Source organism: Anatilimnocola floriformis, from assembly GCF_024256385.1.
Taxonomy (GTDB): Bacteria; Planctomycetota; Planctomycetia; order Pirellulales; family Pirellulaceae; genus Anatilimnocola; species Anatilimnocola floriformis.
In genome coordinates, this window is record NZ_JAMLFW010000005.1 from 21,364 (window position 1) to 36,042 (window position 14,679).

The window sequence follows — 14,679 nt, forward strand, 5'->3', positions numbered from 1 at the left end:
TTGTCTCTGATATGTAAAAGTTTGCATGCGAGCCACCTAATTGGAGGGGGTTCAGTCCCTCATCGAAGCCTTACCCTGGTTGCCGCCGCTTGACCGGTTAGCGTCAATGAGCCCCGCACAGGCCGCGTGGCCGACGCATGATTCGCAATTTATGCGGTCAGCGTAAACGTCAAGGTTTCTCAGGGAGGTTTGCAGGATGAAGTTATTGGCATGGGGATTGGTTTTGGTTTCGGCGGGAATCGCGGCGGCGCAACAGCCGGCGAATTCGGTTTCTGCTCCCAAAACTAGTAACGCCAAGGCGACGCAAGAGAGCGTCGGGGCGAGTGGAAAGGACACCCAAAGCCAACCAGCGGTGAAGACTGTCTCTGCTACGACCGTCACACCCAAGACAGAACAGCCGAAGACCGATGCGAAGAAGGCCGCCGCGGCCTCGCCGGCCAAGGCAGCACCAGTGCCGCTGTATCAACAGCCGACGATGGTCACCATGCTGCAACGCAGCAATGGCATCCGCGGCCGCGTTGGCCTGCGAGCCCATCGGCTGAACCCGGCACTGTGCCAGGCAGCCCAGAACCACGCAGAGTACATGGCCGCGACCGGGGCCTTCAGCCACGATGTCAATCTGGGCTATGTGGGTCGGGCCCGGCGTTTCGGCTTCCGGGGCAATGTTCGCGAGAACATCGGCTGGAACTACGCCACCATCGACTCGGCCTTTGCCGGCTGGCAGGGTAGCGGCGGTCACTACGCCGCCATCGTCAGCCCCGAAACGACCGAAGCGGGCTTCGGCTACGCCAAGTCGCGTAACGGCCAGACCTACTGGGTCAGCGTCTATGGTTCGGGCACTGCGGCTGACCTAGCCGACGCCAAGGCCGTGTTTGCCAAGGACAAGGAAAAGGCCGAAGAAGCCGCCGCTGCCAAGCTGGCTGCGGAAGAAGCCGACGCCGAAGCCGAAGGCAAAGTCGTCCCCGCTTCGGCCGAAACCGAAGTGAAAGACACCGAAGCCAAGCCGAACAAAGACACGGCTGGCTAAGGTCGCTATGAATCCCCGTTCCCTCTCCTCGGTACTCCGAGGAGGGGGGTAGGTTAGGCCCGAGGCGGATACTAACGCCGATCGCTTACTTCGGCGTCGCCGGTTTGATGCTCACTTCGCTCTCGGGCAGGGCTTCGATCTTGGCATCGACTCCCTTGAGGTGCTTGTCGAAGAACGACGTCGCCAGTTTGATGACGCCCGGCAGTAGGAACGAAGCTCCGCCATGCCCCGCGCCGGGGAGCTTTTGCAGCGTGCTCTCAACACCTGCCTTGCCCAGCAGTTCCTGCAGTTCTTCGCTTTGAGCATACGGCACGAGGGTGTCGTGATCGCCGTGCAGGATCAGGAACGGCGGGTTGTCCTTGCTGACATACTTCACCGGGCTGACGGCTTCGCACTTCTCCTTGTCCTCGCCCACCTTGGCGGCAATCAGCTTGTGGTAGGGATCACCATCCGTATTCCACTTGAAGATGTTCTTCACGTTCTTGTCGGCTTCGGCCTGCTTGATGACGGTGTAAAAGTCAGTCGGGCCAAAGATGTCGCAAACGGCCTGTACGCGGTCGGATTGATCTTCATTGCCACCGATGGCCGGAAATGCCTTCTTTCCGCCACTCGTGCCGACGAGCGCCGCCAGATGCCCGCCCGCCGAAGCGCCACCCACGCCGATCTTTTCGGGATCGATGCTGTACTTCTTGGCGTTCGCCCGCAGAAAGCGAATCGCGGCCTGACAATCTTGAATCTGCGCGGGAAAGATCGCCTTCTGACTGAAGCGATACTCAACGCTGCACACCACGTAGCCGCGCGCGAGCTGACTCAGGTACGGCATCTCTGATTTGCTGCCGCCGCTCCAACCGCCGCCGTGAATCCACACCAGCAGCGGCAACGGCTTGTCGCTCGGAGTTTCGGGATAGACGATGTCGAGTGCCTGGGCTGCGTCGCCATCCGGCACGTACTTCACGTCGTACTCGCCGACGAAACCCTTGGGCAGGTTTGGCCGAGCCTTCTGAGCGGCGGCGAAACCGCTCCAGCAAAAGAGTAAAGCCAAAGCCGCCGCAAAGCGGAGAGACGTGCGCATAGAGAGCTCCTGATCGTTGAACTGAGATGCCGGCAGAGAAGCCGACATCGTAGCAATCAACCAGGACGCTGAAAACGTAAGACGGACCAATGGTCCGCCCTACAGAAGACGCGTTCTTTCACGGAGTGAAAGACGACTCTGACTAGTCACCCATCGCTTCGAGGGCTTCCATCTCGCGTTCGCGAGGATCTTTCAAGCTGTCGGCGAGGCGGGCGAGGGCTTCGGTTTCGATCTGACGGACGCGTTCGCGGGTCAGGCCGAGGCTTTCGCCGATTTCCTTCAGCGTGTGGGGCTCGGTGTTCTCGAGGCCGAACCGCATCTTCAGAACGGTCGCTTCCCGCACGTCCATTGTCGTCAGCATTTCGCGAATATGCTTCAGCGAATCGTCTTCGACCATCACGTCTTCGGGGTTCTTCAGACGCTCGTCCATGACGATCTCGCCCAGCGACCAGCCAGCTTCGGCTTGATCGGTCTGCGGCGTGCTGTTGTAAATGCGGATGGCCTTCTTGATGATCGGCAGCTTCTTCTTCTGCAAGCCGAGGACGCGGGCCACTTCTTCCGGCGTCGGCGTACGGCCGAGTTCTTCGGTGAGGCGAGCACTGGCACGACGCCATTTGCTCAGCAGCTCGACCATGTAGGCCGGAATGCGAATCGTCTTGGCGCTGTTGATCAGAGCGCGCTTGATCGATTGCTTGATCCAGTAGCTGGCATACGTGCTGAACCGCGTGCCGACGCCGGGGTCGAAGCCTTCGACCGCGCGGAGCAGGCCCAGGTTGCCCTCTTCGATGAGGTCTTGCAGGCTCAGGCCCTTGCCCGTGTAACCGCGGGCGATATTGACGACCAGCCGCAGGTTGGCACGGACCATTCGGTCGCGAGCCCGCACATCGCCATCGGCGATCGCGGCGGCCAGTTCTTGTTCATCCTTCGCGGTAAGGAGTGCCGTTTCGTTGATCTCGCGGAGATAAGTCTCCAGCGGAGTTTGCAACGAGACGCTCTTACGGGGCGCAGCCTTTACCGCGGCTGCGGCCGTCTTGCGTTTGAGCATGGCCATCGTGCGAAATAACCTAAACGATGCGGAGCCATTGCGGTGCCCGAAAATCCCTGGGCCATGTCAAACGTTTCCGTTGACAAAGGATTTATCGTCCACTGCTGGCAATGACTGCACGCGGACTGTCCTGTGGCTGAGTGTGCCGGCTGTGCGGGTAGAGCGGAGGGTCAAAGAATTACAAATGCGCGACCTAACGGCTCGCAGCAGGCCAGAATGTGCACGATTTTCGTCGCAACAACTAAAATAAACGGTACCACCTGTTCATCCGCTCGGTGCTTACGGGTTCAGCCGTGAATTTTTCGTTGCAGCGATTGTTTTTGTTGGTGACGACCGTTGCGGTCTTCCTCTGGCTGTATCTCGGCTTCCACCGAGTGCTGACCCGCGTCGAGTATGGCGAGAGCCGGCCTTCCGTCCCTTGGCTCCCCGCCGCTGCGAAGAATGTCTCGTACTACAAGTCGTATGCCTTCACCGCGTATGAATTCGAAATTCCCGAAGACGACTTCGTGAAATGGTCGGGTGAGAAGCTGACGACGATCAACAGGCCCGTGCGCGTGCCCCGCTATTGCCTCATCCGCATGCCGCTCCCCGACCTCATGCCGAACCCCACGCTCCGGCAGGAGCGGGAACAAATACGGACGCTGGCCACGCGCGAAACCCTCGTCTCGCAAGGGTTGGCATACGACCATCACCGCGACAGCGGCGGCGGAACGATCGTGGCCTACGACCGGCAACGCGGGAAGGGATATTTCTGGCACGCACCATATTGATTCGGTTGTTCAGTTAGCTCGAGCAGGATCGCGTAGTTCGAAGCCATGCTTCGAACGAGCGAGACAGACTGATCGGCGGTCCTACTGGCGGCCGCTCATTCGAAGCATGGCTTCGAACTACGCGACCTTGCAGCTATTCCGGCTGGCGATGAAAATGTTTCCATGCGAATTGGAATCTTTGCCGATGCTCACGATCACCTGGCCAATATTCGGCTGGCCGTCGAACGCTTTAATCAAGAGCAGGTCGAGGTCGTGCTATTTGCCGGCGACATTGTCTCGACCATCAGCGTGCCGCCGCTGAAGCGGCTGAATTGCAAAGTCGTCGCTTGCTTCGGCGACAACGAAGGCAACAAGATCGGCTTGAAGTCGGGTTTCACCGGCTTGGGGACGATCGAAGAAGCGCCGGTGCGCTACACGGCCAACGACGGCACGCGGTTCGTTATCGTGCATATGAAACGGCAGCTGCGCGGCCTGAACGAAGAGTTCGATATCCAAATCGTCGGCCACACGCACAAGGCCCGCGTCGAGCGCGAGCCCGATGGCCGAATGCTGATTAACCCCGGCGAAACCAGCGGCTGGAGCTTTGGCCGGCCGACAATCGCGGTGCTGGAGACCACCACGCGCGAAGTGCAGATCATCGATCTGCTCCCGACAGCTCCACCGAGCGAACCACTGCCGGCGGCGGTAGAAGGGGCCTGACACGAGATTTGGTGTTCACTAGCGAGCACTAAACCGTCGGCAGCGTGAACTTCGTTCCGTTGATGTGCCCCACCGGGAACATTGGCCCTTTGATGCCGAATGGACCGGTTCCAGTCCCTTGGTAATACAACTTCGCCGGATTGTCAGTGAATCGGCCGCAACACAAGAGACGCAACAGGGTGTAGTCAGGGCTGACAGCGTTGGCAGAAATATCGATCCACTGCGGCCAACAGCCGTCGCGGCAGAGACAGTCGACGACTTGATCCGCAGTGAGGTTGCTTAGCTCCACGCCGTCATCGTCGGGATACAGCACGTCGTCGGGAGACGCGTTGCCATCGTACGATTGATTGAGCAACACTCGGTACCGAAATTCCAGCGATAGCTCGTTGGTAACGAACTGACGAGCAAAGCGAACGGCAGTGTCGCTCGCGGCGAGCAGCACAACGCGAAAATCATGAGGAGCCATGCAATTGCTGCCAAGTGTTTCACTTCGCCGCGGCTGGCTAACTTTCGGCTGAACTACGTCGCAGCCGGTTCGTGGCCATTCTCCAACTCGCCAAAACCGCCCTCGACGAGTTGAGCGAGTGCGTCGAGCGATTCGGCCGCGTCAGGGCCGGTGGCTTTCAGTTTCAATTGCGTGCCGTTGCCGGCGCCGAGGGTGAGCAGATCGAGAATGCTCTTACCGTCGATGATCTGGTTGCCCTTTTGAATCTGCACCTTGCTCTTGAACGTCATCGCCATTTTGACGAACAGGTGCGCCGGGCGCGCATGAAAGCCCTGCGTGTTGACAACGACAACGAGACGTTCAGCTGTGGGCTCGGACATGACGAACAACGCCAAAGAGGGAACCGAAAAGGGTGCGAGCGAAAAAACTCACACCTGCAGCGCAGTCCGCCGAAAAACACTGCGCTGAAACCGATGCAGAAAAATCGCAGCGGAACGATGATCCGCTGCCCTGCGAACGAGGCAAACTAAACTTAGGCGAACTGATTGTGATCGGCTTCGTCGAGCAATTGACGAATGTCTTGTACCGACGTCGCTTGCTTGAGGAAGCGGCAGAACGTGTCGTCGCGCAGCTGGCGCGAGATATTTTCCAGGGCCCGCAAGTGATCGGCTGGGCGATCCGGCGGCGAGACGAGCAGGAAGAAGAGGTGAACCTTGTCGCCGTCGAGGCTGTTGAAGTCAACGCCTTCGTGGCTCACGCCCACGGTGCCGACCAGCTTGGTGGCGCTGGGGTGCTTGGTGTGCGGAACGGCCACGCCGCGGCCGATGCCGGTGCTGCCGAGTTCTTCGCGCTTCAGAATGGCAGCGATGATGCCTTCTTGATCGGCGGCATTGATGGCGCCCGCTGCCGCCAAGCCTTCGACCAGTTCGCGGATCACGTCGGGCTTCTGCAGAGCGGTCACGCTGGCCTTGATGGCGTCGACCTGTACAAAATCACTGAACTTCATTTCTCAGTTCCTTGCAATGAAAGGAGCAGCCAGCGACTGCCGCATTGTATCTAAATCAAGTTTGTTCGATTCACCGCGATTGCGAAAGCCTCGCTCGCGAGACTATTCATCTGTCGCTTCGGCGACGGGGGGCTCCAGGTGCTTATGACCGGTCGCCTTATGATCCTTCAGCCGTTCCTTGAATTTTCGCACTTGGGCCTCGACCTTGTCGATGACTCCATCGAGCGCGGTCAGCACATTTTCGGCCTTCACGGTGGCGATGAACTCGTCGTGATGTTCGGCCAGGATCCGAACTTCCACGCTCGGTTCGTCGCGATGTTCGAGATCGACCACCACCTGAATCGCCGTGATCCGGTCAAACAACCGGCGGATCGATTCCACCTTATCGGAAATTTTTTCCTGGGTGCCGGGGCTCAAATGGCCATGCCGTGCCGAGATGTTGATCTGCACCGATGCTACTCCAAAAGTCAAAAGGGAAGCCCTCTAGTCTAGCTTTTACTGCGACGAGCAACAGGGCAGGAAAAATCGTACCTCACGGGAAATGCGCAAAGCCGAAATGCTGTGCGCCGCTCCGTTTAAATCCAATGTAACGATGAGGCCAGCAGGCGGGAATCAGGAGTCGGGCAACCGTCGGTCGCCGCAGATCGCACAGCGGCAAGGCCTTGCGCTGTTTGCGGGCGGTTAAAACCGCATCGAAGTAAACCCGCCGTCGACATACAGATCTTCGCCGGTGATGAACGATCCCCCCCCGCGCGAGAGGAGCAGGATGGCCGCGGCGACCAGTTCGCTCGGTTCGCCGAACCGGGCCATGGGCGTCTGGCGGAGGATGTTTTCGACCCGCGCGGCGTCCAGAATCTTGCGGTTCTGCTCGGCAGGAAAAAAGCCGGGGCAGATCGCGTTGACGCGGACCTTTTGCGTTGCATATTCGCGGGCCAGGTTTTTCGTCAGGTTCACCACGGCGGCTTTGGCGGCGGAATAGGCGAACACGCGCGACAACGGCAAATGCGAGGTCACGCTGCCGATGTTCAGAATGCTGCCCCCCTTTTCCTGAGTCGCCATGTAAGGCGCAAAAACCTGGCAGCCGAGATGCGTCGTAAAGAGCTGACTCGTGATCACCGAGTTCCACTGCTCGTCGGTGATCTCGGCATAAGGAATGGCGCTGTTCGTGCCAGCGCAGTTCACCAGCATGTCGACCTGGCTGAACCGCGTGAGCGTACTGCGGAGAAGCTGCTGCACACTCTCGCGCTGGTCGGCGTTCACTTCCAGAAAGATCGCCCGGCCGCCCGCTTTTTCGATGGCAGCCACTCGCTCGGCGCCCCGTTCCTGCGAACGGCCAGCAATCACCACAATGGCCCCCGCCGCAGCGATCCCTTCGGCCAGCGCACCGCCGAGCACGCCGGTGCCGCCGATCACCACGGCAACCTGGCCGTCGAGCCCAAACAGTTTTGTCAGAAACTCACTCGCCATGGAAACTCATCCCGCCCGAATTGGCAGAACGAATGCGAAGTAGCTGAATTCGCCAGAATTCAGAGGTGGCAATCGGGCGTGACCATCTGAATTCTGGCGAATTCAGCTACAGTCGATTCGACTGCCCTGATTTGCCGCTTGAACGACCCTGATGGTAGTCGGTGGCGGAAGGCATGGGGAGGGAGGAGGCGGGGGGCGAGAGGCGAGAGAGGAACAGCCTAACGGTGAAGGGTTCTCTGTTGTTTTCCCTACCCTCTTCCTCTCTTCAACCCTTCATCTCTCCGACGCCTCACCGCTTCACGTGTTCGACGAGCTTTCCCTTCGTCACCGTTACCTGCAGGGTATCGAGGTCGAGCACGTACTCGGAGTGATTCTCGTTCTTGATGACGAGCGTTCCTTTGGTCGGCGTCACGAGGGTGATGAAGACATCCTGCACGTCCTTCTCTAGCACCACATCGTAGCGGACGACATACACCTGCTTCCGCCAGATCAGCCGATCGGTCGACACATCCCAAGCCTCGACGCAGCCCATCTGGTCATGCGGCACGCGATACTCGACCGCTCCCTGCCGAACCGGATCGACCTTCACCGGCGGCGAGCGTTTGGCAAACGCGGCCGGCGTGGCGAACAGACAGATAACCATTGCAAGGAGCGGGAGGTTTTTCACGAGAAGGTCTTTCCGTCGGATTTGAAGAGGCGCCACCTGAATAAGACGCAGTGTAAGGCGCATTGGTTTTCGCCGCCGCAAGAAAGCCCGCAGCGTGAGCGAGGGTTTGGGCGCGTGGACGCAAGAATTGGCAACGTGCGGCAGCACCATCGCGGTTGTGCTGTCGCACGTGGGTGGATCTAGAGTCTTCGCGCCCAAACCCTCGCTCACGCGTCGGGCTACCTGGGAGTTACGCGTAGAGATCGAGCTGCTTGCCGGTATCGAGCGTCTTGCCGATTTGGGCGGCCGATTGCAGCATCTGATTGATGGCTGCGCCCTGTTGCTTGTCAGCGGCTTGGGCCTTCCCAAGAACGCTGATCATAATCTGCGTTTGCACGGCAGAGTTCTGAGCGGCGGATAAGCTGGAAGTGTCGCACATGGCCGGTGAGTGGGCAGGGAAAGAAAGATCGGCGTCTCTTCCTCGTCATCGGCTTGCCTGCGAGCGGATTTCAAAAAACTTGGCCCAAGCAGATTACACGGAGTATTCCGCACAATCGGCGGAAGCTGGAGTATGCTGCTGGAAAAGGGGATCCCGTGAATCAAGCCTGGCCCTTCCACGACGAGCCGAACACTGCGTGCTTTACCACGACCTTTGTGCTCGAGGGTTCGCCGATCTTGCGCGTGTATCACGACTTCGATGGCGGTTGGCAGTTTCATGGCGATGACGATCAGCCGGCGACCGCGGAAGTTGCGCGCGTCGTTTCGCTGGCGAGCATGGTGACGCGCGACGCCGCGCTCGCGCAGTTGCGTGATCTGCCGTATGGCTGGCGAGCGACACGCAGTAGCGTTCGAGCACCGTGGCTGTTGGAGAAGAACAATCCGTATCCCACGTTCGCCGAAAACGGTTACTACCTGGAAGACGCGCTCTGGCTGTCGCAATATCGCGACGACATCACTCCTCCGCCGGAAGAAACGCGAGACGATCTTCCGCCCGGCACTTATGTGAAGCTTATTTTTCGTTTCGCCGCCGAAGACGCCGAACGGCAGGATGATGAAACAGAGCGGATGTGGGTGCAAATCACCGACCGCGACGAAGACGAAAACTACGTCGGCGAACTCGCCAACGACCCGCATCACGCACAGGTTCTAGCCTGCGGCGACGTCGTGTCATTTCATCCGCTGCACATCATGGCGGTATTGGAGGCGGAGTAGATTTTGAGGGTGGCTCTGGCTTATTCAATGCCACCCGTTTGGGTTGCAGTAAAGTGGTAGTGGCACATTAAGTGGACCTTAGCCGGGAAAGGCGGAATTAAGGGGAAACCGGAATCTTTGGCGATGCCCCTGAGCGTGACTCAAACGCCGGACTCGCCCACACTCCCGGCCGCAACTTCCGGTCGATCTGCTCTAGGGGCCAGAAGATTCGCGATGGCCAGTCGCCATTCATGCGGTAGTTCCGAAAGGCGATGCGATCCATGCTCACTCTTTCAAGCCGATCTTCACCTGGTTGAACCAGCACCAAATAACTCCCCACGTACAACACTGGCAGGAGCAACAGCACGATGGCGACAATCAGAGGTGCGCGGGATTCGCGGGTCATGTCCCAACTCTTTTAAAAGTGTGCGGCTCCTCGTGCATCCAAATCTTCAGATCATCGCCATCTCGTTTGTAGGGGAGATACACCTCTCCCCACTTGATTCTGCGAATTAGCGGATACACGCTGTAACGCGACCTGCCACCCAAAGGCGCGTCGGCATACCCATTGGTGCCGAAGCTCCAGCCGCCGTCAGACCCGGTAACCGGCTCCCATCTACCCTGAATCGCCTTGCACTCATACGCGCAGTAACAGTACGCCGCAACGCAAACGAACAGGAACATTGTGGCGATAGTCAGTCTCGCGGTTTGGGGTGTCATGAGGGCCATGGGCATTCCGTTTGGCAATAATGACGAAAGACTTCACTCCACCGCGTAATCCGGCACGGTTTGGGTCGGGCATCGATGATTAGCGGCAGTTGTTCCCGCCTTATTTTGCGGGTCTACTTAATGTGCCACTACCAATAAAGTGCAATATTCCAGCGCGATATTGCAGGCTGGTTTTGCTGCCAAGTCTTTTTACTGTAATGATTTGCGCGAGAAATCGAGTTTCGTATTGCTTGCAATAATCTAGGGGTCTGAAAGGGGGGCTATTTGGTCGCCGTGCTGGGCTTTTGCGCTGTTTCGCCAGCGGGCTTTTCGGCCGGTGTTGGTTCGCCGGCGGACTTCGGTGGGTCGAACAGGCGGAAGCCAGAGATTAGTTCCTGATCGATGTGGGCGTACTTTTCCACGAGCTTCGCATCAATGGTGAAGACCAGCGAAGCGCGGCGGCCTTCGGAATCGGAGACGTGATAATAGGTCCACTGGATCGGAATTTCCGAGGCAGCGCCAGTGACGAGCAGGCGGTACACCAGCAAGCCGTTATCGGTGGTGTTTTGCGAGGCTTCGGCGATGGTGCCCTTGTTTTGCTCGAGGGCTTTCTTCACGTCCCCCTGAAAGGCTTCGATCGTGAGCTTCTCGTCCTTGGCGAAGTTCTTGAGTTTGGCGATGTTGCATTGGGCGATGAGTTCGCCACGATCGACAAGCCGCAGGACCGCGCTGTCGTAACGCTCGGTCATCACCCGCCAACGGCGATCGTGGTTGAGCTCGAGACCACCTTTTTCGGAACGGAAGGTCAGCAGCTTTTGACCAAGGCCTGCCGTGAGGGGCAGCATGCTGAGGGACTTTTCGCTGAGCTCGGGCGCGTCGTCGGTGAGGGCCGTGAGGATGCGGATCCGCGTGGTGACGTCGTAACCCGGCTGGGCATGGCCGACCGCGCGATTTTCGGTGAAGCTGAGGGCGATCCAGGTGAGGAGTTGCTCCTTGGGATCGAGGTTGATCTTGGCTTTGAGATTTACTTCGCTCGAAACGCCACCGACCGCGCCGGTGACTTTTCCTTCGAGCGAGAGAATCGCAATGCCATCGCGCAGCTCGTCGAACTTGCCGACAACGTCATGCTTGTGAACGGCATCGAGACTGAGCAGTCGAACCACGGCAGCATCGGGCACCGGCCAGGTTTCGCCAACCTTCAGGGCTTTGCCGGGCAGGAGCGACTCAGGCAATACGCCGGTGCCGGGAACGTCGATCAGTTCGAGTTCCTCACGGAGCAGTGGCCCCTCGGGCGAGAAGTAGATCCCCTCGTCGCTTTCGGCCTGCAGCACGACCAATCGGCGCTCGTCGCGCAGCTTCTCGCTGAACTCGGTGTTTTTCAGATTGAATTTGGTTTCCGCCGTTTCGTAGTGGCGAACCAGGCGAGTGGCAGCCGAGTCTTTTCCGGCCGGCTTTGTTTCCGGCAGCCGCCGTTGCAAGAACAGCTGGTCGGCGGTTACTGACATGGGGAGGAATTTCACTTCCCGCCCGGTGGGGTTCATTTTCATCTGGCCGGAGACTTCGACAGCGACCTTCACCCGCTGGGTGCGCGTCTCATTGGAGTTGACTGCTAGCAGCAGCGCGCCGTCCTTGCTGGGCTTGGCGTCGTCGGCAGCGTAGGTAGCAGTTCCCGCAGTGGCGAGAAGGCCTGCCACTGCCGAAACCCGCAAAAATTTCCGCCGAGAAATTTCAGCGGACAAGGAATCGGTGCTGGCAACGAAGTGTTTATAGTGGCGGAGATGCGTCATTTTGGATCCCGATTTGAGACGGCGGTCCCGAATCGAGACTTCGCCCCTTCGCCCGACCTACCCAGTTTGCGGATTAGTCCTATTCCGCGGGGTAACAAGCATCGTGATCATCGGTTTGGGACGGTGGCGGTGTTCAACAAAACCCAATTGTCCGGCGTGTGGTTTGTGCTGGTGAGACTGGATTGTTGTCCCCGGAAGCGATCTGGTCGCTGTGATAGCAAAGTCACGCAGAGAACGGCAAAACGTGGCGCTTTTCGATCGATTCGGCCCTGAGAATATGTGCCGCGATTGCGGGTTGGGAGAAATCCAAAGCGCAAGCGCGAACTTGAGTTACAGCGGATGTGACTTACTCAATAACGGCGGTTTGCCGCGTACCGTTGGCCAAGGTGTCCAACGCGGCATAGCAAATGCATCCCTCCAAAGCGTTGCCCGAGTGGCTGTCACAAATTTTAAGGCGCGGTGTCTTTCAGAATGTGACAAACGTCCGGCAAAAACCAACTAAGAGTCATCAACAAGTGTAAGGAATTGCTCGACACCCGGTATCTGATGGTGAGAGAGAACAAACGTTGATCTGCAAGCGTAAGTGAGTGCAGGAGTTCGGCGGTTAGTGAGCAAGAGGCTCACTGGCAAGAGGCGGACCCAATCGATCAGTCGGCGGCAGGAGGCCAGGAACAGTCGGCGGATCGGAAAATCCCGGCCATAAACCGGGTAGAATAGAGGCTTATCATGCATGCCAGTTATGTCAACTCGTCCCTCAAGCAGCTGCGAGACCAGCAGGTTCGCTTCGCGCCTCGGGAAAAGAAAATCGAACAAGTAAACCGGGCCGAACGGCTCCTCGCCGAGATGGACCGGGAACGCAACTATACGTACGAGTACCTCTGTTTCCGCATTACGGACTATCGCCCCGAAGCGACTCCGAGCGTGGTGATGGACGGGAAAGACGCCATTCACGATCTCCGGCTGTTTGTCGAAGACGTATCTGACGCCGCCAACATCCCCGTCGGCGATGCCGGCGAGCCGGTGCACACCGTCGAAGAACTCAGCAAGCTCTTCAAGGTTTCGACCAAGACCATCGCGCGTTGGCGTGAGCAGGGTCTGGTGAGCCGTCGTTTTGTGTTCGAAGGACGTCGCAAACGCGTGGGTTTCCTGCGCAGCAGCGTCGAACGCTTCATGACCCAGAACGAAGAGAAGATCAAACGCGGCGAAAAGTTTAGCCAGCTGACCGAAATCGAGAAGACCGAGATCATCGATCGCGCTCGTCGCCTGGCGACGGCTGGCGGTTGCCCCTCGGAAGTTGCTCGCCGCGTCGCGAAGCGGATGAACCGGAGCGTCGAAACGATTCGTTACACCCTGCGAAACTTCGATCAGCAGAATCCCCATCTGGCCATTTTCCCGGACCAGACGGGCCTGTTGTCGGACGAGCAGAAGCAGCGGATCTATCAGCAAGCCAAACGCGGTGATTCGATCGACGTGCTCGCCAAGCGGTACTGCCGCACGCGGACCACGGTCTATCGTGTGCTGAACGAAGTTCGCGCCAAGCGGATTTTGGAACTGCCGCTCGAATACATGCACCACGAAAGCTTCACGCCCGAGAACGAAAAAGAGTTCTTTGGCCCGATGCCGGTGCCAGAAACCCCGACGCGCAAGCTGCGCAGCCCGAGTGGATTGCCGCCGTACCTGGCTGCTCTCTACGAAGTGCCGCTGCTGGCTCGTGAGCAGGAGATGCACTTGTTCCGCAAGTTCAACTTCCTGAAGCACAAGGCCAAGACGCTTCGCGATCAGCTCAATCCCGCCGCCGCTCGCACCAGCGAGATGAACGAGATTGAGAACTTGTACGAAGAAGCGGTCAAGGTGAAGAACGAGATCGTGCAGGCCAACCTGCGGCTGGTGGTTTCGATCGCCAAGCGGCACGTGAGCGGCACGGAAGATTTCTTCAGCCTGGTGAGCGATGGCAATATGTCGCTGATCCGTGCCGTCGAGAAGTTCGACTTCTCGCGCGGCAACAAGTTCAGCACGTACGCCTCGTGGGCCATCATGAAGAACTTCGCCCGCACCATTCCGGAAGAGTACAAGCGGCGCGACCGCTTCCGCACCAGCCAGGACGAACTGTTCGTCGGCCAAGCCGATAGCCGGCCGGACTCGCTAAATCAGGAAGTAGTGCAGAACACGCTGGAGTCGCAGGTGCAAAAGATCCTGGCCCAGCTCGACGAACGCGAACGGCAGATCATCATCAGCCGCTTCGGCCTCGATCACAGCCAAGAACCGCTGACCCTCAAAGAAGTCGGCGCCGAAATGGGTGTGACCAAGGAACGCGTCCGCCAGATTGAGTCGCGTGCTCTGACGAAGGCTCGTCAGGTCGCGATGAGCGAACACATCGAACTGCCGGACTAAATTCGGCCGTGAGATTTTGAAAAGCAACCTTCGGGGATGAGCGAAAGCTCATCCCTTTTTTCGTTTGAAAGTTGGGTTCGATGGCTACTCCCTACGCTAAAAGGAGTTGCAATACCCCACGCACCATGTAGTCTGAACGTTTCGTTATTCGCAGCCTTCCTGAAGCGACTGTCCAATGCCAGACAACAGCCAGCCGCCACCAGATCCTCGGTCGCGACCTCGCGCTCTGCCGCGGGCAATTCCGCTCAATCCGCTGCCGCCACCAACTCCTCCTCCGCAGCAGCCGCCGATTCCTCCGCAAATGTGGCAGCCACAGCCACCTCCGGCCGGCTATGCACCACCGAATTATCCGCCACCGAATCATCCCCCGCAGCCGCGCCCAACTCCGCCCTATCAACCACCGGGCTACCAACAGCCCAACTACC

The 14,679-nt window shown here is 58.7% G+C and carries 16 protein-coding genes; 5 read left to right on the forward strand and 11 right to left on the reverse strand.

The window, feature by feature from the left end; all coding sequences use genetic code 11:
• The first annotated feature begins 196 nt into the window (after positions 1-196).
• Positions 197-1,027, forward strand: coding sequence for a CAP domain-containing protein (locus tag M9Q49_RS35035; RefSeq protein WP_254514003.1), 831 nt, complete (start codon positions 197-199; stop codon positions 1,025-1,027).
• A gap of 85 nt (positions 1,028-1,112) precedes the next feature.
• Here M9Q49_RS35035 and M9Q49_RS35040 read toward each other — a convergent pair whose 3' ends face one another.
• Positions 1,113-2,099 carry an alpha/beta hydrolase gene (locus M9Q49_RS35040; protein WP_254514004.1) on the reverse strand — a complete coding sequence of 329 codons (987 nt, stop codon included), beginning with the start codon at positions 2,097-2,099 and terminating at the stop codon, positions 1,113-1,115.
• A 142-nt stretch (positions 2,100-2,241) separates the two neighbouring features.
• Positions 2,242-3,144 (reverse strand): sigma-70 family RNA polymerase sigma factor, encoded by a 903-nt coding sequence (locus tag M9Q49_RS35045; protein ID WP_254514052.1) that lies wholly within the window; start codon positions 3,142-3,144, stop codon positions 2,242-2,244.
• Positions 3,145-3,437: 293 nt separating this feature from the next.
• Between M9Q49_RS35045 and M9Q49_RS35050 the strand changes: the two genes are divergently transcribed.
• Positions 3,438-3,914: a hypothetical protein gene (locus M9Q49_RS35050; protein ID WP_254514005.1), complete on the forward strand. Its 477-nt coding sequence runs from the start codon at positions 3,438-3,440 to the stop codon at positions 3,912-3,914.
• A 162-nt stretch (positions 3,915-4,076) separates the two neighbouring features.
• Complete coding sequence (locus tag M9Q49_RS35055; protein WP_254514006.1) at positions 4,077-4,613, forward strand: YfcE family phosphodiesterase; 537 nt, start codon at positions 4,077-4,079, stop codon at positions 4,611-4,613.
• Positions 4,614-4,641: 28 nt separating this feature from the next.
• On the opposite strand, the gene M9Q49_RS35060 is transcribed toward M9Q49_RS35055, so the two are convergent.
• From M9Q49_RS35060 to M9Q49_RS35090, 7 genes are all read right to left on the reverse strand, one after another.
• Positions 4,642-5,079, reverse strand: coding sequence for a hypothetical protein (locus M9Q49_RS35060; protein WP_254514007.1), 438 nt, complete (start codon positions 5,077-5,079; stop codon positions 4,642-4,644).
• A gap of 53 nt (positions 5,080-5,132) precedes the next feature.
• Positions 5,133-5,438 carry an HPr family phosphocarrier protein gene (locus M9Q49_RS35065; RefSeq protein WP_254514008.1) on the reverse strand — a complete coding sequence of 102 codons (306 nt, stop codon included), beginning with the start codon at positions 5,436-5,438 and terminating at the stop codon, positions 5,133-5,135.
• A 152-nt stretch (positions 5,439-5,590) separates the two neighbouring features.
• Positions 5,591-6,064, reverse strand: a complete 474-nt coding sequence (locus tag M9Q49_RS35070) for a PTS sugar transporter subunit IIA (RefSeq protein ID WP_254514009.1) — start codon at positions 6,062-6,064, stop codon at positions 5,591-5,593.
• A gap of 102 nt (positions 6,065-6,166) precedes the next feature.
• A complete protein-coding gene (gene hpf, locus M9Q49_RS35075) occupies positions 6,167-6,514 on the reverse strand; it encodes a ribosome hibernation-promoting factor, HPF/YfiA family (protein ID WP_254514010.1) in 348 nt (115 codons plus the stop codon).
• A 231-nt stretch (positions 6,515-6,745) separates the two neighbouring features.
• A complete protein-coding gene (locus M9Q49_RS35080; protein ID WP_254514011.1) occupies positions 6,746-7,531 on the reverse strand; it encodes an SDR family oxidoreductase in 786 nt (261 codons plus the stop codon).
• A 289-nt stretch (positions 7,532-7,820) separates the two neighbouring features.
• Positions 7,821-8,198 (reverse strand): hypothetical protein, encoded by a 378-nt coding sequence (locus tag M9Q49_RS35085; protein ID WP_254514012.1) that lies wholly within the window; start codon positions 8,196-8,198, stop codon positions 7,821-7,823.
• Positions 8,199-8,427: 229 nt separating this feature from the next.
• Positions 8,428-8,574, reverse strand: a complete 147-nt coding sequence (locus M9Q49_RS35090; RefSeq protein ID WP_254514014.1) for a hypothetical protein — start codon at positions 8,572-8,574, stop codon at positions 8,428-8,430.
• A 197-nt stretch (positions 8,575-8,771) separates the two neighbouring features.
• Here M9Q49_RS35090 and M9Q49_RS35095 point away from each other — a divergent pair, with 197 nt between their 5' ends.
• A complete protein-coding gene (locus tag M9Q49_RS35095; protein ID WP_254514016.1) occupies positions 8,772-9,389 on the forward strand; it encodes a DUF2314 domain-containing protein in 618 nt (205 codons plus the stop codon).
• 97 nt (positions 9,390-9,486) lie between these two features.
• Here the strand turns inward: M9Q49_RS35095 and M9Q49_RS35100 are convergent, their stop codons facing one another.
• Both M9Q49_RS35100 and M9Q49_RS35105 read right to left on the reverse strand, forming a co-directional pair.
• Positions 9,487-9,774, reverse strand: coding sequence for a hypothetical protein (locus tag M9Q49_RS35100; RefSeq protein ID WP_254514018.1), 288 nt, complete (start codon positions 9,772-9,774; stop codon positions 9,487-9,489).
• Positions 9,775-10,357: 583 nt separating this feature from the next.
• Positions 10,358-11,770: a hypothetical protein gene (locus M9Q49_RS35105; protein WP_254514020.1), complete on the reverse strand. Its 1,413-nt coding sequence runs from the start codon at positions 11,768-11,770 to the stop codon at positions 10,358-10,360.
• A gap of 819 nt (positions 11,771-12,589) precedes the next feature.
• On the opposite strand from M9Q49_RS35105, the gene M9Q49_RS35110 reads away from it, so the two are divergent.
• Entirely contained in the window at positions 12,590-14,254 is a 1,665-nt protein-coding gene (locus M9Q49_RS35110; RefSeq protein WP_254514021.1) for a sigma-70 family RNA polymerase sigma factor, read from the forward strand.
• Positions 14,255-14,679: the final 425 nt, after the last annotated feature.